At 67.8% G+C, this 20,141-nt stretch carries 19 protein-coding genes; all 19 read left to right on the forward strand.

All coding sequences use genetic code 11. The annotated features are described in order from the left end of the window. Positions 1-343, forward strand: a 343-nt coding sequence (locus HYV14_14645; GenBank protein MBI2387228.1) for a hypothetical protein, incomplete at its 5' end; no start/stop codon positions are given. Next, positions 340-1,182, forward strand: a complete 843-nt coding sequence (locus HYV14_14650) for a hypothetical protein (GenBank protein MBI2387229.1) — start codon at positions 340-342, stop codon at positions 1,180-1,182. The genes HYV14_14645 and HYV14_14650, both read left to right, overlap by 4 nt. Positions 1,183-1,186: 4 nt before the next feature. Next, the gene (locus HYV14_14655; GenBank protein MBI2387230.1) at positions 1,187-2,530 is read left to right on the forward strand and encodes an aspartate aminotransferase family protein; all 1,344 of its coding nucleotides are present in this window, start codon (positions 1,187-1,189) and stop codon (positions 2,528-2,530) included. 86 nt (positions 2,531-2,616) lie between these two features. Continuing rightward, the gene (locus HYV14_14660) at positions 2,617-3,513 is read left to right on the forward strand and encodes a Gfo/Idh/MocA family oxidoreductase (GenBank protein MBI2387231.1); all 897 of its coding nucleotides are present in this window, start codon (positions 2,617-2,619) and stop codon (positions 3,511-3,513) included. Further along, positions 3,506-4,690: a CDP-alcohol phosphatidyltransferase family protein gene (locus HYV14_14665; GenBank protein MBI2387232.1), complete on the forward strand. Its 1,185-nt coding sequence runs from the start codon at positions 3,506-3,508 to the stop codon at positions 4,688-4,690. The genes HYV14_14660 and HYV14_14665 overlap by 8 nt, the downstream gene beginning before the upstream one ends. Beyond that, a complete protein-coding gene (locus HYV14_14670) occupies positions 4,656-6,047 on the forward strand; it encodes an inositol-3-phosphate synthase (protein MBI2387233.1) in 1,392 nt (463 codons plus the stop codon). The genes HYV14_14665 and HYV14_14670 overlap by 35 nt, the downstream gene beginning before the upstream one ends. Before the next feature lie 148 nt (positions 6,048-6,195). Further along, positions 6,196-8,736 (forward strand): outer membrane protein assembly factor BamA, encoded by a 2,541-nt coding sequence (gene bamA / locus HYV14_14675; GenBank protein ID MBI2387234.1) that lies wholly within the window; start codon positions 6,196-6,198, stop codon positions 8,734-8,736. Continuing rightward, complete coding sequence (locus tag HYV14_14680; protein ID MBI2387235.1) at positions 8,736-9,728, forward strand: OmpH family outer membrane protein; 993 nt, start codon at positions 8,736-8,738, stop codon at positions 9,726-9,728. Before bamA ends, HYV14_14680 begins: the two co-directional genes overlap by 1 nt. Then, on the forward strand, positions 9,725-10,783 hold the full coding sequence (lpxD, locus tag HYV14_14685; GenBank protein ID MBI2387236.1) for a UDP-3-O-(3-hydroxymyristoyl)glucosamine N-acyltransferase: 1,059 nt from the start codon (positions 9,725-9,727) through the stop codon (positions 10,781-10,783). The genes HYV14_14680 and lpxD overlap by 4 nt, the downstream gene beginning before the upstream one ends. Positions 10,784-10,793: 10 nt before the next feature. After that, on the forward strand, positions 10,794-11,690 hold the full coding sequence (lpxC, locus tag HYV14_14690) for a UDP-3-O-[3-hydroxymyristoyl] N-acetylglucosamine deacetylase (GenBank protein MBI2387237.1): 897 nt from the start codon (positions 10,794-10,796) through the stop codon (positions 11,688-11,690). 67 nt (positions 11,691-11,757) lie between these two features. After that, the gene (gene fabZ / locus HYV14_14695) at positions 11,758-12,177 is read left to right on the forward strand and encodes a 3-hydroxyacyl-ACP dehydratase FabZ (GenBank protein ID MBI2387238.1); all 420 of its coding nucleotides are present in this window, start codon (positions 11,758-11,760) and stop codon (positions 12,175-12,177) included. Between the two features lie 4 nt (positions 12,178-12,181). After that, positions 12,182-12,994 (forward strand): acyl-ACP--UDP-N-acetylglucosamine O-acyltransferase, encoded by an 813-nt coding sequence (lpxA, locus tag HYV14_14700; GenBank protein MBI2387239.1) that lies wholly within the window; start codon positions 12,182-12,184, stop codon positions 12,992-12,994. Positions 12,995-12,997: 3 nt separating this feature from the next. Next, on the forward strand, positions 12,998-13,840 hold the full coding sequence (gene lpxI / locus HYV14_14705) for a UDP-2,3-diacylglucosamine diphosphatase LpxI (protein ID MBI2387240.1): 843 nt from the start codon (positions 12,998-13,000) through the stop codon (positions 13,838-13,840). After that, positions 13,837-14,880 (forward strand): Gfo/Idh/MocA family oxidoreductase, encoded by a 1,044-nt coding sequence (locus HYV14_14710; GenBank protein MBI2387241.1) that lies wholly within the window; start codon positions 13,837-13,839, stop codon positions 14,878-14,880. Before lpxI ends, HYV14_14710 begins: the two co-directional genes overlap by 4 nt. Positions 14,881-14,897: 17 nt before the next feature. Then, positions 14,898-15,986, forward strand: coding sequence for a lipid-A-disaccharide synthase (lpxB, locus tag HYV14_14715; GenBank protein ID MBI2387242.1), 1,089 nt, complete (start codon positions 14,898-14,900; stop codon positions 15,984-15,986). After that, positions 15,983-17,725, forward strand: a complete 1,743-nt coding sequence (locus HYV14_14720) for an ABC transporter ATP-binding protein (protein ID MBI2387243.1) — start codon at positions 15,983-15,985, stop codon at positions 17,723-17,725. The genes lpxB and HYV14_14720 overlap by 4 nt, the downstream gene beginning before the upstream one ends. After that, on the forward strand, positions 17,722-19,167 hold the full coding sequence (locus tag HYV14_14725; protein MBI2387244.1) for a bifunctional (p)ppGpp synthetase/guanosine-3',5'-bis(diphosphate) 3'-pyrophosphohydrolase: 1,446 nt from the start codon (positions 17,722-17,724) through the stop codon (positions 19,165-19,167). Before HYV14_14720 ends, HYV14_14725 begins: the two co-directional genes overlap by 4 nt. Continuing rightward, entirely contained in the window at positions 19,164-19,631 is a 468-nt protein-coding gene (locus HYV14_14730; GenBank protein ID MBI2387245.1) for a hypothetical protein, read from the forward strand. The genes HYV14_14725 and HYV14_14730 overlap by 4 nt, the downstream gene beginning before the upstream one ends. Further along, positions 19,628-20,134, forward strand: a complete 507-nt coding sequence (locus HYV14_14735; GenBank protein MBI2387246.1) for a hypothetical protein — start codon at positions 19,628-19,630, stop codon at positions 20,132-20,134. The genes HYV14_14730 and HYV14_14735 overlap by 4 nt, the downstream gene beginning before the upstream one ends. Positions 20,135-20,141: the final 7 nt, after the last annotated feature.

Raw genomic sequence — 20,141 nt, forward strand, 5'->3', positions numbered from 1 at the left:
ATGCCGCACGGCGAAGGCGGCCGCCGGGCTGGCTTTAACATCACACGTCGACGACGAGAAACCCTTGTGGGCCGACACCGACGCGAAGGGCCGCGTAACGGCGCTGGGCGCTGACGCCAAGGATAAGAACGCCGTGACTTGCGGCCTTTATTACATGACTCAGAAGGCCGCGACGGCGATGCCTGAAGCCGAACGGCATTCTCGATTAAGGGATTTTTGGCAGGGACTCGTCGCCTCCGGCGAGGTCGTCATGGGCGTGACCCTTTCCAAATCCCTCGACGTCGACCGCCCCGAGGACATCGCCGCGGCCGAATCATTCCTCACCACGGAGACCAAGCGATGAAAGCTCTGGGCATCTTACGCGAGACGCAGAACTCCCCCGGCCGCGAGTCGGACGACGCGCTCATCCTCAAGGCCGTGATGGACCAGCTCTCGATCCTCAAGACCGAGGTCACGGTGATGACCCCCGAGGAGTTCGACCGCGCCGACGGCAAGGGCTACGACCTCATCGTGCCGATGTGCGAGACCTACCCCCGCCTGATGCGCCTCAAGAAGCTCGAGAGCGAGACCGGCGTCGTGACGGTCAACCCCGCCGACTCCGTCCTCGGCTGCTACCGCACGCGCATGCTCGAGTCCTTCGCGAACACGCCCGGCCTCTCCTACCCGCCCACGGTGGTGCGCCGGACGACGCCGGAGGCCAACCGGACCGCCCCGGATTTCGAGGCGGCGTCCGGCTGGTGGCTCAAGCGCGGCGACGTGCACAACACCTGCGCCTACGACGTGGTCTTCGCCAAGGACTGGGACGAGGCCGAGAAGATCCGCCGCGAGTTCGAGAGCCGCGAGATCAAGGATCTCGCGATCCAGCGCCATACCGACGGCGACCTCATCAAGTTCTACGGCGTCGGCCCCGGGCAGTGGTTCACCTGGTTCTACCACGACCCGTCCACCGCCCGCCGCCTGCCCTTCGAGCTCGAGGACCTCGCCGCCCAGGCCGAGCTCGCCGCGAAGGCCGTGAAGGTCGAGGTGTTCGGCGGAGACGCCATCGTGACTCCCGACGGAAAGATTTATATCATCGACATCAACAGCTGGCCGAGCTTCGCGCGCGTGCGCGCCGAAGCCGCGGTCCAGATCGCCCGCCGCCTGCGCCTTCGCCTGCGCCAGGTGGCCGGCAGGAAAGGTTAAGACCATGACGCCTCAAGCCCTGACGGACGCTCCCTATTCGGCCGGACCCAAGTCGAAGGCCCTGTTCCAGGAGGAGCAGGAGTACATCGCTCCCGGCCTGCAGACGATCGCGCTGTACGCCCAGCTCGCCATCGACGGCGGCAGGGGCGCCTCGCTGCGCGACGTGGACGGGAAGGAGTACCTCGATCTCGTCGCCGGCATCGGCGTGGCCTCCCTCGGCTACGGCCATCCGGACTGGGCCAAGGCCGTCGGCGAGCAGGCCGCGAAGACTGCGGTCGGCTCCTTCACCACGCCGCACCGCGTGAGCTTCCTGCGGACCTTGGCGAGCGTGACCCCCAAGGGCCTCACGCGCTGCCAGCTGTACTCCTCCGGCGCCGAGGCCGTCGAGGCCGCGCTGCGCCTCGCTAAGTCCCGAACGGGCAAGTTCGAGGTCGTGGGTTTCTGGGGCGGCTTCCACGGCAAGACCATGGGCGTGATGGGCCTGCTCAACGACGGCTTCAAGAACAACTACGGCGCGATGATGCCGGGCCTGCACCTGTCCCCCTATCCCGACAGCCGGAATTGCCCGTTCGGGACCAAGGGCGAGCACGACTGCGGCGCGCACTCCCTCGACTTCCTGCGGGAGAAGATCAAGCGCGAGACGACCGGCGCGGTGGCCGCGATCATCATCGAGCCGGTGCAGGGGACGAACGGCAACGTGATCCCGCCGAAGGGCTTCTTCAAGGGCGTGCAGGACATCGCCAAAGAGATCGGGGCGCTGTTCATCTCCGACGAGATGATCACGGGCTTCGGCCGCACGGGGAAGATGTTCGGGTGCGATCATGAGGGGGTCATCCCGGACATGATGACGATCGGGAAAGGCTTCGGGGGCGGGTTCCCGGTGTCGGGCGTGGTGACGAGCACCGAGATCGCGAACTCGAAACCTTGGTCGAATCCGTCGGGTTCATCCTCCAGCTACGGGGGCAACCCCCTGGCGTCCGCCGCCTGCGATACCACTCTCAAGATTATTCTGCGTGATAAGCTCGTCGAGAACGCCGCGACGGTAGGAGCGGCGATGCTCCAGCGCCTCAACGACATCAAGGCCAAGCAGCCTTTGATCGGCTCACTGAGAGGCCGTGGTTTGATGCTCGGAGTAGACCTCGTCAATCCGAAGGATAAAAAACCCCTCGACAAGAATATCTGTAAGGAGATTTTCGAGGAAGGCCTGAAGCGAGGCGTTTTGACGATGGCGTACAATCCTTCGCTCAGGATCAATCCTCCTCTGGTGATCACGGAAAAGCAAGCGTTGGACGGTCTCGATCTCATGGCCGAGGCGATGAATGTCGTCGCGAAGAGGCGAAGCCTCTGAGCAAGATCCAGTCCGTCGCTCTCGTCGGCTTCGGGGCCATCGCGGAAGGCGCCCACCTGTCGGCTCTGCGCTCGTGCAATGTCGTCGTGGATGCGGTCGCCGAGCCCTCGACATTGCGCCGCGAAGCGGCGCGCCGTTCGTTGCCGCACGCACGTATCTACGACTCCGTGGAGCAGCTCCTGTCGGCGGAGAGATCGCTCGACGCCCTCATCGTCTGCTCTCCGCCAAGCTATCACGGAAACGGAATTTTGTCTGGGATTCGCGCCGGCATCCACGTCCTCTGTGAAAAGCCCCTGACTTTGGACCCGGAAGTATTCGCCCAGATCCAAACGGAATCCGCTTCGCGGAACGTGTGTGTGTACTCCATCAACAACTGGGCCTACTCCCCGCAATGGGCCCGCCTTCTCGAGGTCGTTGCGTCGGGCCGCCTCGGCCCCATCCGCCATGCCGATATCCGCGTGCTTCGCACGCGTCCGTCGATCTCGGCTTCGCCGAACGACTGGCGCAGAGACCCGGCCATCTCCGGCGGGGGCATCTTCGTGGATCACGGCTGGCACAATCTCTATTTGATGCGGCGCCTTCTGGGGGCCGAGGCGTCTATCGTCGACGTCGTCCTTCAACCGAAGGGCTCGGTGGACGACGTTGCGACCGCGTTGTTCACCGCTCCTGGAGCCTCCGGCACCATGCACCTGTCCTGGCGCGCGGGCGAGCGCTCGAACTCCGCGTTCGTGACCGGCGAAAAAGGCTCCGCCGAGCTCCGCGACGACTCCCTGACCGTCAAGGCGAACGGCCTCGAGGAGACCACACGCTTCCCCGAGAAGCTCTCCGGCGGATCCGCGCACCCCGAATGGCTCGCCGAGATGTGGCCGGCCTTCGAGGCCGAGTGCGCCGGGGTCGGGCGAGGGAACAACCTCGCCGAGGCCGCCTTCTGCCTCGCGACCATCCGCGCGGCCTACGCGACGGAGGAGGCGACGCGTGCCTAACCCCCCGAACGTCTTCACGCGCGCGATCCTCTGGGCAGCCCATCCCAAGCTGCTGTGGCAGCGTTGCGGCGGCATGTCCGTGCTCGAACGCCAGCTGTTCACCGCGGCGCGCGCGGGCCTCGAGTCGGTGTTCGTGACGATCGCCGAGCCCGAGGAGGGCCAGCTCGCACTCCTTCGCCTGCCGCTCGGCCTCGAGGTGCGCTGGGTGACCAAGGGCGAGGCGGCGCTGAGCGAATGCGAGCCGCCCTATCTCGGCCTTTCCGCCGACCATTTCATCCGGGTCGACACCTTGGCCTTCATCGCCCGCCAGGAATTCCCGACCTCGGTCAGCTATGAGGACGCCTCCGCGCTGAGCGTCGTCCAGGTCGTGCTCGCCCGCGATGAGCATATCTCGCGCGTCAAGCAACCCCTGCCCGACGGGGCCTGCAAGCGCCTCGAGGCGCCGCTCAACCAGGGCGCGATCGTGGACTGGCTCATGGTCGCCGGCCCCAAGCCCCAGGACGGCTTCATGGCCCGCCACTTCGACCGCCACCTCTCGCTGGCCGCGAGCCGGGCGCTGCTCGACACCGGGGTCACGCCGAACCAGATGACCGTGTTCAGCACGACGCTGGGTCTGATCGGCGCCTCGTTCTTCCTCGGCGACACGCGCCTCCACTACGTGACCGGGGCCATGCTCGTCTGGCTGCACTCGGTGCTCGACGGCTGCGACGGCGAGCTCGCGCGCGTGCGCTTCCAGGAAACCCCCCTCGGCTCCGACCTCGACTTCTGGGGCGACAACCTCGTGCACCTGGCCTTGTTCACCTGCCTCGGCGTCGGCTTCTGGCTCGACGGGCACCGCCGCACCTTGGCGCTTGCGGCCGTCGCCGACGCGGGCGTGCTCGCCTCGGCCTGGACCGCGTGGCGGCACCGCCGCGCGCGCCGCGAGAACCGCGGCCCGGAGACCGGCGTCGTGGAGCAGGCCGGCGGCGACGGCTTCGAATCCAAGCTCTCCCGCATCGAGAACGCGCTCGCCCAGCGGGACTTCATCTACCTGCTCGTGATCCTCGCCTTCGTCGACATGGTCTACGAGTTCCTCTGGGCCGCGGCCATCGGCGGCTCGCTCTATTTCATAGTCATGCTGTATCTCAGGAGAGTCAACATCAATGAACAAGCACGACAGCCGCATCCAGCCCGCTAAGGGCAAGCTCGGCGTTCTGCTGCCGGGAATGGGGGCCGTGACCAGCACCTTCATCGCCGGCGTGGAGCTCGTCAAGAAGGGCCTCGGCACCCCCGTCGGCTCCGTCACGCAGATGCAGGCGATCCGCCTGGGCAAGCGCTACGAGAACCGCTCGCCGCTGATCAAGGATTTCGTGCCCCTGGCCTCCCTCGAGCAGCTCGTGTTCGGCGGCTGGGACTTCTTCACCGACGACATGTTCGTCGCGGCGACGAAGTGCGGCGTGCTCGACGCGGCCCAGCTCGCGCCGATCAAGAAGGAGCTCTCCGCGATCAAGCCGATGCCCGCGATCTACGATCCGGCCTACATCAAGAACATCAAGGCCCTCAACCCCAAGAAAGGGAAGACCAAGATGGACCTCGCCCAGCAGGTGATGGCCGACATCGAGAGCTTCAAGAAGAAGAACGGCTGCGACCGCGTGGTCATGCTCTGGTGCGGCTCGACCGAGCGCCTGCCCGAGCCCTCCAAGTGCCACGAGGACCTCGAGGCGCTCGAGCAGGGCCTGCGGGACAACGACCCCTCCATCCCGCCGTCGATGATCTATGCCTACGCCGCGATCAAGCTCGGCATGGCCTACGGCAACGGCGCCCCGAACCTCTCCGGAGATGTCCCGGCCTTAGTGGAGCTCGCCGGGCAGACGGGCTCGCCCATCTGCGGCAAGGACTTCAAGACCGGCCAGACCCTCATGAAGACCACGATCGCGCCGATGCTCAAGGCGCGCATGCTGGCGCTGACCGGCTGGTACTCGACGAACATCCTCGGCAACCGCGACGGCGAGGTGCTCGACGACCCGGGATCCTTCAAGACCAAGGAATTGAGCAAGATGTCCGTGCTCGACACCATCCTCGAGCCCGAGCTCTACCCCGAGCTGTACGGCAAGTTCCACCACAAGGTCCGCATCGACTATTACCCTCCCCGCGGCGACGCGAAGGAAGGCTGGGACAACATCGACATCCGCGGCTGGATGGACATGCCGATGCAGATCAAGATCAACTTCTTGTGCCGCGACTCGATCCTGGCGGCCCCGATCGTGCTCGACCTCGTCCTGTTCCTGGACCTGGCCAAGCGCTCCGGCCTCAAGGGCATCCAGGAATGGCTCTCGTTCTTCTTCAAGAGCCCGCAGTGCCGCGAGGACCTCAAGCCCGAGCACGACCTGTTCATCCAGCACCTCAAGCTCAAGAACACGCTGCGGGTGCTGATGGGCGAGGAAGTCCTCGACCACTCGGGCCTCGACTACTACGACCCGACCAAGACCGCCTCGGCCGCCCCGGCTCCCAAGCCGGCGCCGAAAAAGGCCAAGCTCGCCAAGGTCGGACGCTAAGCCGCGCGGCGGAGCGCAGCCGGGCGGAGGGAAACCTCCGCCCGGCTCTTTTTTTCGGAATACGGTTAAAAATGATTGTTTTAAAAGCATTTATTTGTCGCGTCTGAACGCCCCAAGCCGCTCCGATTTTGGTAGACTCTCGCGTCCGGTGAAAAGCCTCCTTATAAGTGTTATCGCCGCGGCCGCGCTGTCGTCATCGGCCTGGGGTCAGACGCCGTCCTCCGGGACGCCGCCCGCCTCCGAGCCGCCTTCGATCTCCACCGAAACCTCAGCCGCCGCGCCCACCCTCTCGACAGCCTCGGCTGTCGCGCCGGAGATCTCCACAGCCCCAGCCACGTCTTCGACGCTCCCCGGCCTGGCCACGGACTACGCGACCCCCGCCGTCGGTACGTCCACGGAATCCACCACGGCGGCCGAGCCCCCTCCCGGCGTCGTGCCCCGCCCCTGGGTGATCGGCGAGATCAAGGCCGAAGTCCTCAAGAACACCAAGCTCTCCACGATCCGCGGCGCCATCAAGGGCCGCAAAGGCGACCTGTACGACCGGCCCGACCTCGACAAGGACATCCAGTCCCTGCTCGGCCTGGGCCTGTTCGAGCGCGTCGGGGCCGAGGTCAGCCTGCTCGAGAAGCCCGTCCCCGAGCACTTCCGCAAGGCCGCGGGCGCCGACCGCCAGATCCTCCTCAACTTCATCGTCAAAGAGAAGCCGGTCATCAAGAAGATCTCCTTCGAGGGCAACAAGAAGCTCTCCCGCGGCACGCTCTCCGACCTCCTGACCCTCAAGACCAAGGACCCCTACGACCGAGTCAAGCTCGACGAGGACGAGGAGAAGCTGGTCTCGAAGTACCGCGAGAAGGGCTTCCTCGACGCCGCCGTCGATTACGAGGTCAAGACCGACACGGCCGCGTCCACCGTGGAGCTGGTCTTCAAGGTGGCCGAGGGACCGAAGTCGCGCATCGAGCTCGTCGAGCTCGGCGGCGTCGCCGCGTTCAAGCGCAAGGTCCTCCTGAAGCTGATGAAGAACGCCCGCAAGAAGGTCTTCTTCTCGAAGGACCTTCCCGACGACATCGCCAAGATCGAGGCGCACTACAAGAACAACGGCTTCCTCGACGTCGCCGTCTCCAGCCCCCTCGTCAGCCTCAGCGCCGACAAGACGCGCATCAACATCGCGCTCGGCGTGACCGAAGGCCGCTCCTACCGCTTCGGCAAGACGACCTTCACGGGACACCTGATCTACACCTCGAGCGAGGTGGCCAAGACCATCGAGTACCGCGAGGGCAAGGTCTTCAGCCAGGAGAAGTTCGAGGAGACGATCCGAGGCATACAGGAGCTGTACTCCGACCGCGGCCGCCTGCGCACGCGCATCAATCCCGTCAAGAACTTCAACACGAAGACCGACCGCATGGATGTGGTCTTCGAGATCGTCGAGGGCCCCATCTCCTACATCGGCCACGTGGACGTGGAGGGCAACAAGGCCACCAAGACCTTCGTCCTGCGCCGCGAGATCGTCATCAAGCCCGGCGACATGTTCCGCTCCTCGCGCGTGCGCCGCAGCATCGAGAAGATCCGCAACCTCGGGTTCATCGACGACGTGGACCTCGACCTCCAGCCGACGCCCTCCGACAACGACAAGGTCGACCTGACCTTCGACGTGGCCGAGGGCAAGCCCGGCGTCCTGACGGCCGGCGCGGCCTACTCCTCGGTGGACGGGCTGATCGGGACTTTGTCCCTCCAGCATCTCAACTTGTTCGGCCGCGCGCAGAAGGGCTCGATCCAGTGGTCTTTCGGGCGCCGCGTGCAGGACTACTCGATCAGCTGGACGACGCCCTGGGTCGGCGACAGCCCGACGAGCCTCGGCTTCGACGTCTACAACACCCGCCGCATCAACCCCTTCGACACCTCGCTGTCCGCCTACGTCGAGCGCCGCACCGGAGGCTCGATCCGCCTCGGGCCCCGGTTCGAGGAGGACAAGTACCAGCTGAACCTGAACTACGGCCTGGCGCGGATCTCGATCGAGAACGTGCAGGACCAGTTCCGGGGCACGCTCACCGAGGGCACGAGCATCCAGTCCTCGTTCGGCGCGGAGTTCTCCCGCGACACCCGGGACAGCATCTGGGACCCGGCGCGCGGCACCCGCCACGGCATCGGCGCCCAGCTGTCCGGCGGCCCGTTCCAGGGAGACATCCATTTCTTCAAGCCGAGCGTCACCAACCAGGGCCACCACACCTTGTTCACCGTCGAGGACTGGCCCTTCGTGATCTCGGCCTATCACCGCGGCGGCTACGTGACCCAGTTCGGCAAGACCGGCCAGGTGCCCGTCCAGGACCGCTACTTCATAGGCGGCCAGGACTCCCTGCGCGGGTACTCGCCCTCCGGCGAGGCCGGCTACCCGCAGGGCGGCAAGATCTACAGCGTGGCGAACGTCGAGTTCGGCTTCCCGCTCGCGCGCGAGCGCAAGAAGACGATCGTCAAGTTCGTCGTCTTCGCCGACGCGGGCGGCGCCTGGGACCGCGTGCGGGACGTCTCCGGCCGCATCGGCTCCGGCACGCGCGACATCAAGACCGACGTCGGCTTCGGCCTGCGCTTCGTCACCCCCGCCTTCCCGATCCGTCTCGATTACGGCTATGGCCTCAACCACCGCGGCGGCGAGCGTCTGTATCAAATCAACTTCGGCCTAGGACCCCTCTTCTAATGAAATCGACAAGGCTCTTCGTGTCTTTGTGTCTTTGTGGTTCATTCGTCCTGTCGTCCGTCCCGGCGCGCGCCATCGAGCTCTCGCTCGAGGAGAACCGCGGCGAGCGCGGCAGCGTGGGCTACGTGGACATGAGACGGCTGTTCACGGCCAGCCCCGACGCCGCCCGGGCGCGCGAGGGCCTCGAGGAGCTCGTCCGCCAGGCCGAGGAGCGCGTCAACTCGAAGAAGGGCGACCTGCTGCGCCTGCGCCAGGAGCTCAGCACGCTTAAGATCGAGCGCGAGGAGCTCGCGAAGTCCACGCCGACCGTCTCCGTCCCCGTGAAGCCCGCGGTCAAGCCGGCCCCGGCGCCCCTGCCCACGCCGGTCCCCGCCAAGCCGCTGTCGCCGACGCCGGCGCCGAAGCCCGTCGAGACCCCCGTCGCCCCCGTGACCGCCCTGCCGCCCACCGACGGGCCCGCCGCCTCGACGCAGGCTGCCCCGGCCCCGCTGACGATCAACCTCCCCGGGCTGACCGACGGCCCGCTCAACCTGGAGCGCCCCGGCGCCTCCCCTCTGAACCCGACGCGGGACCGCGGCACGCCCCAGCCGCCGCCCGAGCCGGCGCCCGTCGCCGTCGCGACGGCGCCCGCCCCCGCGCCCACGCCTGAGCCGGCGCCCGAGCCGGCACCCGAGCCCGTCCCCGCCGGGCCCACTTTCGCCCAGCGCCTGCTCGAGATGGACGGCCGGATCGTTGCTTTGCAGGGGGACATCGACCGACTCCAGTCCGAGCTGGACCGCGAGCGCCTGGGCGCCGAGCGCACCTTGCTCGACGCCGAGGGCCGCAAGACGGACCAGGTGCTCGCGCGCCTGTACCGCGCCATCTCCGAGGTCGCCCGGCGCGAAGGCGTCAGCGTGGTCGTGGACAAGTCCGCCACCCTCTACGGCCACCCCGCCGTCGACCTGACCGACAAGGTCTTGAAGCAGCTGCGAGGAGTCGTCCCGGCCCGATGAAAACCCTCCCCAAACCCCTGACCATAGCCGACGTCGCCTTCATCGTCGGCGGACAAGCCTCGGGCGACCTCTCCCACACCGTGACCGGCGTCGCCGACCTGGCCGACGCGAGCCCCGCCGACGCCGTTTTCCTCGAGAACCGGAAGTACACGGCCCTCGCCGGGACCGCTCCCGCGGGCTGCCTGTTCCTGACCCCCGACCTCAAGGACACGCCCTGCGCCGCCAAGGGCAAGGTGATCGTCGACGAGCCCCGGGCCGCCTTCGCGAAGCTCGTGCGCATGATCGACGAGCACGCCAAGACCAAGATCCTGCCCACCCACAGCCCCAAGTCCTCGATCCACGGCAAGGCCGTCCTCGGCCCCAACGTCTCCGTCGGCGACTTCGTCGTCATCGAGCGCGGCGCCGCGGTCGGCGAGAACACGGTCGTCATGCCGCAGGTGTACATCGGCGTCAACGCGAAGATCGGCCGCAACTGCCTGCTCTATCCCCAGGTCGTCATCCGCGACGAATGCGTCATCGGCGACGGCGTGATCATCCACCCCGGCGCGGTGATCGGGGCCGACGGCTTCGGCTTTTTGACGGATAAAAAAACCGGCCGCCACACCAAGATCCCCCAAATAGGCAACGTGGTCATCGAGGCGGGCTGCGAGATCGGCGCCAACGTGACGATCGACCGCGGCGCGGTCGGCTCGACCGTGGTCAAGGCCGGCACCCAGATCGACAACCTCGTGCAGATCGGGCACAACGCGAAGCTCGGCCGGGACTGCGTCGTCGTCTCGCAGACCGGCATCGCCGGCTCCACTCACGTCGGCAACAACGTCGTCCTCGCGGGCCAGGCCGGCGTCGCCGGCCACCTGACGATCGGCGACGGCGCGATCATCACCGCGCAGACGGGCGTGATGAGCGACGTCCCTCCGAAAACCGTCCTGTTCGGCTCGCCCGGCCGCCCGCACCGCGAGGCCTTCAAGCTCCAGGCGCTGTTCAGCCGCCTCCCCGAACTGTTCGACAAGGTCAAGGAACTCGAAAAGAAGCTCGGCGCGTCCGCCGGCAAATGAGGTCACCGCTATGATGAACAACGATTACCCGCTGCAGATCACGATCGCGAAGGAAGTCGAGCTCGAGGGAGTGGGCCTGCACACCGGCAATAAGTCCAAGATCTCCTTCCGGCCCGCGCCCGCCAATACCGGCATCCGCTTCTTCCGCTCCGACCTCGCGGGCACGCCGATGATCCCGGCCCGCCTCGACTTCGTGCTGACCACCGTGCGCGGCACCAACCTGGGGCTCGGCGACGCCAAGGTCCATACCGTCGAGCACGTGCTGTCGGCCTGCACGGGCCTGGGCATCGACAACATCGACATCCTGGTCACGGCCAACGAGCCGCCGATCATGGACGGCTCGGCCCTTCCTTTCATCGAGGCCCTCATCCGCGCCGGCCTGAGGACGCTCGACGCGCCGAAGCGCTGGCTGCACCTGCCGCACGAGGTGACCTACACGGCCAAGGACGGCGCGCGCTACCGGGCGACGCCCTCCGACAAGTTCGAGATCGTCGCGACCTTGATCCACGACCACCCGTTGATGCCCAAGATGACGATGTCGATGGCCGTCGAGCGGGAGAGCTACCTGGCCGAGGTCGCGCGCGCCCGCACGTTCTGCTTCGAGCATGAGGTCGCCTACCTCAAGAGCCAGGGCCTCGCCCAGGGCGGCACGCTCGAGAACGCCATCGTCATCGGCAAGGACCGCTTCCACACGAACGCCGAGGGGCTGCGCTTCCCCGACGAGTTCGTCCGCCAAAAGATGCTCGATCTCATCGGCGACCTGACCTTGATCGGCCGGCCGCTGTTCAAGATGAAAGTCGAGGCCGAGCGCCTCGGCCACGCGCACAACGTCGAGTTCGCCAAGCTGCTCGACGCCGCGGCGCGCAAGCTGCGCAAACCCAAGACGCCCGCCATGGAGGCCAAATAACATGAGCACCGAGACCGCCGCGACTCCTTCTCCCTTCGCCGCCCCCGCCGTCCGCTCCCTCGACACCATGGGCGTCAAGAAGGCGATCCCGCACCGGTATCCGTTTTTGCTGGTCGACAAGATCGACGTCGTCCAGGAAGACAAATACTGCATCGGCACCAAGATGGTGACGGCGAACGAACATTTCTTCGAGGGCCACTTCCCCGGGCAGCCCGTCATGCCGGGAGTGCTCATCATCGAGTCCATGGCGCAGACCGCCTGCGCGATGCTCCTCTCCAAGGGCGGCTTCGAGAACAAGATCGCCTTCTTCATGGGCATCGACGAGGCCAAGTTCCGCGCGCCCGTCCTCCCCGGCTGCGTGCTCAAGCACCATATCGAGATCCTGCGCCTGGGGCGCGCGGGCAAGTTCAAGGGCGAGGCCTACGTGGACGGCAAGCTCGCCGCGGAAGCGACGATGACGTTCGCCCTCGTCGACAAGGCGGCGTGATGCCATGGCCATCCACCCGACGGCCCTAGTCGACGCCAGCGCCAAGATCGACCCCTCCGCCGAGATCGGCCCTTACGCCATCATCGGACCGGAGACCGTGATCGGCCCGCGCACGAAGGTGGGCGCGCACGCGGTCGTGGAATACGCGACGCTCGGCGCCGACAACATCCTGCACCCCGGCTGCTACGTCGGCACGCCCCCGCAGGACCTCAAGTACGCGGGCGAGAAGACCCGCCTCGTGATGGGCGACAAGAACGTCGTCCGCGAGTGCGTGACCATCAACCGCGGCACCGCCCAGGGCGGCGGCCTGACGAAGATCGGCTCGAACTGCCTGTTCATGGCCTGCTCCCACGTCGCCCACGACTGCGTGGTCGGCAACGGCGTCATCATCGTCAACGCGGTGCTCCTCGCAGGCCACGTGCACATCGGGGACATGGCCGTGCTCGGCGGGATGTGCGCGATCCACCAGTTCACGCGCATCGGGCGCCTGGCGATGCTCGGCGGCGGGTCGATGAACGGCCAGGACGTCCTGCCCTTCGCCAACACCCAGGGCGACCGCGCGACGATGCGCGGCATCAACATGCTCGGCCTCAAGCGCGCGGGCGTGCCTCCCGAGTCGCGGACCGCGCTCAAGAACGCCTACAAGACCCTGTTCCTGTCCGGCCTGACCCAGGCCGACGCGCTGGCGCAGCTGAAGTCCGGCGGCAAGCCGGACCCGATCGTCCAGGAGTGGATCGACTTCATCGAGTCGGCCGGCAAGCGCGGCTACATGCGCCCGGCCGTGGGCGCCGCCGAGCTCGAAGAGGCCGCCGTCTAACGCATGGGAACGGAGCCGCTCGGACTCATCGCCGGCTCCGGCCGATTCCCGTTCCTCGTCGCCGAGGAAGCCAAGCGCCGCGGCGTGCCCGTCGTGGCCCTGGGCATACCCGGGGTCACCGACCCCGCGCTCGAGTCCGTGGCCGGGGGCCTCGCCTGGTTCAAGCTCGGCCAGATCGACGCGCCGATCAAGGCGCTCAAGGACCGGGGCGCCCGCAAGGTCGTCATGGCGGGCAAGGTCCAGCACGTGTCGCTGTTCGGCGGCGTGATGCCGGACTGGCGCGCGGCGAAGGTCCTGCTCGGCCTCAAGGACAAGCGAACGGACACCATCCTGAAGGCCGTCGTCGACGAGTTCGCCAAGGACGGCCTCGAGTTCATCTCGTCCGCCCATTATCTGGAACACCTGTTGGCGCCGGACGGGCCGCTGACCAAGAAGACGTTCTCGACGAAGCAACGGAGCGACGCTTCGCTCGGCTGGAAGGCCGCGAAGGCCGTCGCGGGCTTCGACATCGGCCAGACGGTGGTCGTTCAGGACGGGGCCGTGGTCGCCGTCGAGGGGATGGAAGGCACGGACGCCTGCGTCGAGCGCGCCGCGACGCTCGCCCGCACCTCGGGCCGCGAGCCTTCCCTCGTCGTCGTCAAGGTCGCCAAGCCCCGCCAAGATTTCCGTTTCGACCTGCCCGTCGTCGGCCTCGATTCGCTCGTCCATTTCAAGGCGCAGGGCGTGAAGGCCCTGGCCCTCGAGGCCGGCGCGACTCTCGTGTTCGACCGCGCCCGCTTCGCGCTCGACGCGGACGCCGCCGGCATCGCCGCGGCGGGCTTTCCCCCGGAGGGACCGATCTCATGACCGAATCGTCCAAGATACGCGTCGCCGTCGTCGGCGCGGGCAAGATGGGCACCCATCACGCGCGCGCGCTGTCGAAGCTCCCCGACGTCGAGCTCGCGGGGGTCTGCGACACCAACGTCTGGAAGGCGCAGCTCGCCGCCTGGCAGTCGAACACCGTCGCGGTGCGCGACTACAAGGACGTGCTGTCTCGCGTGGACGCGGTGATCGTGGCGGTGCCCACGCCCCTGCACTACGAGGTCGGCAAGGCCGTCCTCGAGGCCGGCGCGCACTGCCTCATCGAGAAGCCGCTGGCCTCCTCGGTGGACGAGGCCAAAGAGCTGCTCGCGCTGTCCGAGGCCAAGGAGCTGATCCTGCAGGTCGGCCACATCGAGCGCTTCAACCCCGCCGTGCTCGAGGCCGTCAAGCACATCCGCGACCCCCGATACATCACGGTGGAACGCCTCGGCCCCTACGACCCGCGCATGAGCCACATCGGCGTGGTCATGGACCTGATGATCCACGACCTCGACATCCTGCTGACCCTCGTGGGCTCCGAGGTCGAGAGCATCGAGGCCCTGGGCGCCAACCTCCTGTCCGGCCACGAGGACATCGCCAACGTGCGCGTGCGCTTCAAGACCGGCTGCGTGGCCGACCTGACGGCGAGCCGCATCTCGCTGGGCAAGAGCCGCAAGCTGCGGGCCTTCCAGAAGGACTCCTACATCTCCCTCGACTACGGCAACACCGCGCTCAAGGTCTACCGCAAGAAGACGCCGGTGATCAAGAGCCTCAAGGACGTCGAGTACCTGAGCCCGAAGCTGTCCTCGACCGACCCTCTGCGCAACGAGCACCAGCACTTCCTCGACTGCATCCGCCACAACCGCAAGCCCTGGCCGAGCGGCGAGCGCGGCGTCGAGGCCCTGAAGCTCGCCCTCCAGATCTCCGAGGAGCTCGAACGCTACGAGCTGTCGGGCCACGCCGGCTCGCGCTCCCTCATCCCCAGCTGGGCCCAGGACCTGGGCAAGATCGCCAAATCCGTCGGTAAAGACATATTACGCAGCTGACCCGCACGTTCCTCATCGTGGCGGGGGACCCTTCCGGGGACCTCCACGCCTCGAACCTGATCAAGGCGCTCAAGCGCCTGGATCCGTCCGTCCGCGTCGCCGCGGTCGGCGGCCCGCTGTGCCGCTCCGTCGCGGACGAGTTCCTCGAGGACCTCACCTCGAAGGGCGTCACCGGCTTCATCGAGCCCGCCCTCAAGATCCCCTTCCTCCTGAAGCTCGCCTCGCGCCTGAGCGCCTTCATCGAGCGGCGCCGTCCGGCCGCCCTGATCTGCGTGGACTACTACGGCTTCAACCGGCGCATCCTCCCGTACGCCAAGGCGGCCGGCGTCCCCGCCTTCTATTTCGTCAGCCCGCAGGTGTGGGCCTCCCGTCCGGGGCGGATCAAGGTGCTCAAGCGCCTGGTCGACAGGATGCTGGTCATCTTCCCGTTCGAGGAGAAGCTGTACCGCGACGCCGGCGTCCCCGCCGACTTCGTCGGCCACCCGCTGCTCGACCTGATCCCCGAGCCGAGGCCCCGGGAGGAGGGGACGAACCTCATCGGCCTCCTGCCCGGAAGCCGTTCCTCCGAGATCCGGCGGCATCTGCCCGTCTTCCTCGAGGCCTTCCGCCTGCTGCGCCTGAAGAACCGCTTCCTGGAGGCCCGCCTGTTCGCCGCCGCCTCGCAGGCCGACTCGGCGTACGGCCGGCTGCCCGACGGCGTCAAGCTCGTGCGCGAGCAGGATTATTCCCAGCGAGGACGTCTCGACCTGGCGATCTGCTCCTCGGGCACCGCGACGCTCGAGAACGCGCTGCTGGGCGTCCCCATGGTCGTCGTCTACAAGCTCTCCTGGCCGACCTACGCGATCGCCCGGGCCTTGGTGAAGGTCAAGCACATCGCCATGGCCAACCTGCTCGCGGGCAGGACCATCGTGCCCGAGCTGATCCAGCGCGACGCCACCGCGACGCGCGTCTTCCTCGAGGCGTCGGCCCTGCTCGACGATCCGGTCAAGGCCGCCGCGACGCGCGCCGAGCTGCTCAAGGTCCGCCGCTCGCTGGGAACCCCCGGCGCCGCCGACCGCGCCGCGGCCGCCGTCCTCGCCGGCGCGGCGAAGGAGGCCGCGCGATGAGCATCCGCCGCCGGCTGCTGCGCTACGTGAAGCCCTATCTCGGCCGCTTCGGCTGGGCCTGCGTCGCGATGATGGCCGTCTCGGCGGTCAACGGCCTGGGCATCCTCCTGCTCAAGCCGATCGTCGACGAGGTCTTCATCGCCAAGGACCTGCGCATGCTGGCGCTCGCCGTCGCCGGCGTGCCGCTGCTCGTGGCGCTGAAGGCCGCGGCCTCGTACGTCCAGAACTACCTGATGAGCTGGATCGGCCAGCGCGTGAGCCAGCAGATCCGCGAGGACCTGTTCCGGCACCTGCACCTCCTGCCGCTCGAGTACTACTCCGGCCTGCGCGGCTCGGACGTGCTGTCGCGCGTGACCGGGGACCTGACGCTCGCCCAGAGCGCGCTGACGACCTTGCCCGTCTACCTCATCCGCGACAGCCTGACCGTGCTGTTCCTCGTCGCGTCCCTGTTCCGGCTCGACTGGCGCTTCGCCGCGCTGACCATCCTCGGCTCCCCCCTGTCGCTGGCCGCGCTGCTGGTGCTCTCGCGCAAGATGCGGGAGTCCAGCCGCCAGTCGCAGATCGCCGTCGACCGCCTGCACCACCGCTTCCAGGAGAGCGTGCAGGGCATGATGACGGTGAAGGCCTTCAACTACGAGACCGGCGCCACGGAGAAGTTCCAGGAGGAGAACGAGTCCTTCTTCCAGCCGATGATGCGCTACCTGCGCGCCACCGCGCTGATGAACCCCCTGCTCGAGCTCGGCGCCTCGGTCATGGTCGCCGCCGTGATCTGGTTCGGCGGCCGCGAGGTGATCAGCGGGCGCATGACACCCGGCGCCTTCTTCGCCTTCATGGGCGCCATGCTCGCCGCCTACGCGCCGATCAAGAACCTCGCGCGCGTCAACGCCGAGGGCCAGCGCGCCTGGGCCTCGGCCGAGCGGCTGTTCCAGATCCTCGACGAGAAGACGGCGCTGCCCCGCAAGCGCATGCCGGCCTTCAAGCACCTCGCCTCCACCGTCCGCCTCGAGGGCGTCGGCTTCCGCTACCCCGGCGCGCGAGGCTGGGCCCTGCGCGGGCTCGACCTCGAGATCCCGAAGGGCGCACGCACGGCGATCGTCGGCCCGAACGGCTGCGGCAAGACGACGATCACCAAGCTCCTGCTGCGCCTGCACGACCCGCTCGAGGGGCGCATCACCTTCGACGGGGTCGACGCCCGCGAGCTCGACGCGTCCTCGATCCGCGCCCGCGTCGGGCTTGTCTCCGCCGACGCGGTGCTCTTCAACGACACCGTCTTCCAGAACCTGGCGCTCGGGCGCAAGGTCGTGACGCTCTCCGAGGTCGAGGCGGCGGTGAAGGCGGTCGGCGCCGAGGAGTTCGTGACCGCGCTGCCCGAGGGCTACCAGACGACGCTCGGCGACTGGGGCTTCTCGCTGTCCTTCGGCCAACGGCAGAAGCTGGCGATCGCGCGCATGCTCCTCAAGGACCCCGAGATCGTCGTCCTCGACGAGGCGACCGCGCATCTCGACGGCTCCTCCCGCGAGGAGGTCCTCTCCGTGCTCGGGACCGCGCTCGCCGGACGCACCGTCGTCACGATCGCCCACGACCTCGCCTCGGTCGCTCCGTCGGACAAGATCTTCGTGCTGAACAACGGGGGCCTGGCCGAGTCCGGCACCCACGCCGAGCTCATGGCGAACCGGGGCCTGTACCGCCGGTTGTTCGAGCTCCAAAGCGCCGCGCGCGACTCGGCCGAGGCCCCGTGATAGCGAAAGAAGAACTGCTCGCGAGATTCACCGCGTATTCCCCCCACGTGGACCCGACCGCGCTCGAGCTCGCCTGGGACTTCGCGGAGAAGGTGCACTCCCACCAGGCCCGCGCCTCCGGCGAGCACTACCTGACGCACTGCGTCGCCGTCGCCGAGTCGCTGATCGAGTGGCGCATGGACCTGCCCTCCGTCTGCGCGGGGCTGCTGCACGACACGATCGAGGACACCGCGACGACGGAGATGCAGCTGCGCGCCGAGTTCGGCGAGGAGATCGCGATGCTCGTCATGGGCGTCACCAAGCTCGACGCCCTCAAGTTCGAGTCGCGCGACGAGGCGCAGGCCGAGAACTGGCGCAAGATGCTGCTCGCCACCGCGCAGGACATCCGCGTCATCGTGGTCAAGCTCGCCGACCGCCTGCACAACATGAAGACGCTGAACTTCCTCAAGCGCGAGAAGCAGGAGCGCATCGCCGCCGAGACGATGGCCCTCTACGCCCCGCTCGCCCACCGCCTGGGCATGTTCAAGCTCAAGGGCGAGCTCGAGGACCTCGCCTTCCGGTACCTCTACCCCGAGGAGCACCTCGAGCTCTCGCAGAAGGTCGCCGCCCTCGTCGCCGGCAGCGAGAAGAACCTCACAGAGACCCGCGCCGCCATCGAGAAGGTGCTCGCCGGCACGAACATCCCCTGCCGCATCCTCGCCCGCAGCAAGACGCTGTGGTCGATCTACGGCAAGATGGGCCGGCAGCAGAAGCCGTTCGAGGAGATCCAGGACGCCCTCGGCGTGCGCCTGATCACCGACACCGTCGCCAACTGCTACGCGCTGCTCGGCATCATCCACACGAACTTCAAGCCCGTGGCGGGCTCCTTCACCGACTACATCTCGACGCCGAAGCTGAACCTGTACCGGTCGCTGCACACGACGATCGTCAGCCCGACCGGGGAGCTCGTCGAGATCCAGATCCGCACCGAGGAGATGCATCGCTCCTCCGAGTACGGCATCGCCGCGCACTGGCGCTACAAGACCGGCGAGTCGGCGCGCGACGCGCACATGGAGGAGAAGCTCAACTGGCTGCGGCAGTGGATGGAGTGGCTCCAGGACTTGAACTCCCCCCGCGAGTTCCTCGACTCCCTCAAGACCGACCTCGAGTTCGACCAGGTCTTCGTCTTCACGCCCGCCGGCGAGGTGAAGGTCCTGCCCGCGGGCGCCACCCCGCTCGACTTCGCTTTCGCCGTGCACACGCAGGTCGGCATGGCCTGCGTCGGGGCCCAGGTCAACAACAAGATGGTCAAGCTCGACATGGCGCTCAAATCCGGCGACATCTGCAAGATCATCACCAAGAAGGGCTCGATGCCGAAGAAGGACTGGCTCAACTACGTCAAGACCGCCCGCGCCCGCTCCAAGCTCCGCCACTACCTGAGGGAGCAGGGGATCGTCGCATGATGAAACGCGCTCTTCTCGCCGGGCTCATCCTGGCCGCCGCGGGCTGCTCCCGTCAGGCGGCCCAGAACTACCGCCGCTGCCTGAAGCTGCGCGTCGGCATGACGCGCGAGCAGGTGTTCGCCGCGATGGGACAGCCCGAGGAGACCTTCCCCTACGTCGAAGGCAAGTCCCTGCCGCACCTGAAGGGCCGCACCGCCTACGAATGGAGCACGCCGGCCTCGATGCCCGCGCCGAACCGCGTCTCCTTCGAGGACGCTACCGGCAAGGCCGAGAGCATCCGCTGCGGCGACGCCGTCATCACCGCCGCCGTGTTCATCGAGCCGCCCGCTCCCCCGGAGCCCGCGGTCTCGACGAGCGTGATCTACGGCGTGGACCCGTCCGCCGCCCCGGCCGCGCCGAAGCGCGCCCCGCGCGAGGGCGGCTCGTCGGGCGGACGCGCCTCCGGGAAGCCGCTGACCGAATGAGGACCGCCGCGCTCGTCGTCCTGGCCGCCGCCCTCGCCGCCTGCGGGAAGACCCCGGAGCCGCCCAAGGCGCCGACGCCCGCGGCCGTGGGCGCGGAGCTGGCGACGTTCCCCCAGCTCCTGGTCCCGATCTCGACTTCGACCTGGGCGAGCATGCAGGCGGCCGCCGCCCGCAACGATCCGGACCACGCCAACGCGAACCAGTACCCGCGGCCTTATGCCCACCACGCGGTGCGGATCGACGGCAGGGACGTCCCCGTCATCACGGCCTACACGGGCGTCTGGCTGGCGCCGGCCCCGGTCCCCCTCCAGCCGATGTCGGTCCAGCAGTACCTGCGCGCCTTCGGCGCGGACGCGGACACGGACCTGGCGAGCGTGATCGCCCCGAAAGGAACGATCTTTTTCACGCGCGAGCAGCTGCCGGACGTCATCGCCGCGGCCCGGGCCGCGGGCGCCACCTCCGAGGACCTGCCTTACGGCATCGTCCACGGCGTCGCCCGCTAGCGTCCGG

It is taken from the genome of Elusimicrobiota bacterium (genome assembly GCA_016182905.1).
Classification (GTDB): domain Bacteria; phylum Elusimicrobiota; class Elusimicrobia; order UBA1565; family UBA9628; genus GWA2-66-18.

Coding starts and splice junctions, on each gene's coding strand:
- HYV14_14735 (MBI2387246.1), top strand. CDS start 19,628: ATGAGGACCGCCGCGCTCGTCGTCCTGGCCGCCGCCCTCGCCGCCTGC.
- HYV14_14650 (MBI2387229.1), top strand. CDS start 340: ATGAAAGCTCTGGGCATCTTACGCGAGACGCAGAACTCCCCCGGCCGC.
- lpxD (MBI2387236.1), top strand. CDS start 9,725: ATGAAAACCCTCCCCAAACCCCTGACCATAGCCGACGTCGCCTTCATC.
- fabZ (MBI2387238.1), top strand. CDS start 11,758: ATGGGCGTCAAGAAGGCGATCCCGCACCGGTATCCGTTTTTGCTGGTC.
- HYV14_14670 (MBI2387233.1), top strand. CDS start 4,656: ATGAACAAGCACGACAGCCGCATCCAGCCCGCTAAGGGCAAGCTCGGC.
- lpxI (MBI2387240.1), top strand. CDS start 12,998: ATGGGAACGGAGCCGCTCGGACTCATCGCCGGCTCCGGCCGATTCCCG.
- HYV14_14655 (MBI2387230.1), top strand. CDS start 1,187: ATGACGCCTCAAGCCCTGACGGACGCTCCCTATTCGGCCGGACCCAAG.
- HYV14_14720 (MBI2387243.1), top strand. CDS start 15,983: ATGAGCATCCGCCGCCGGCTGCTGCGCTACGTGAAGCCCTATCTCGGC.
- HYV14_14710 (MBI2387241.1), top strand. CDS start 13,837: ATGACCGAATCGTCCAAGATACGCGTCGCCGTCGTCGGCGCGGGCAAG.
- lpxA (MBI2387239.1), top strand. CDS start 12,182: ATGGCCATCCACCCGACGGCCCTAGTCGACGCCAGCGCCAAGATCGAC.
- HYV14_14730 (MBI2387245.1), top strand. CDS start 19,164: ATGATGAAACGCGCTCTTCTCGCCGGGCTCATCCTGGCCGCCGCGGGC.
- HYV14_14680 (MBI2387235.1), top strand. CDS start 8,736: ATGAAATCGACAAGGCTCTTCGTGTCTTTGTGTCTTTGTGGTTCATTC.
- lpxC (MBI2387237.1), top strand. CDS start 10,794: ATGATGAACAACGATTACCCGCTGCAGATCACGATCGCGAAGGAAGTC.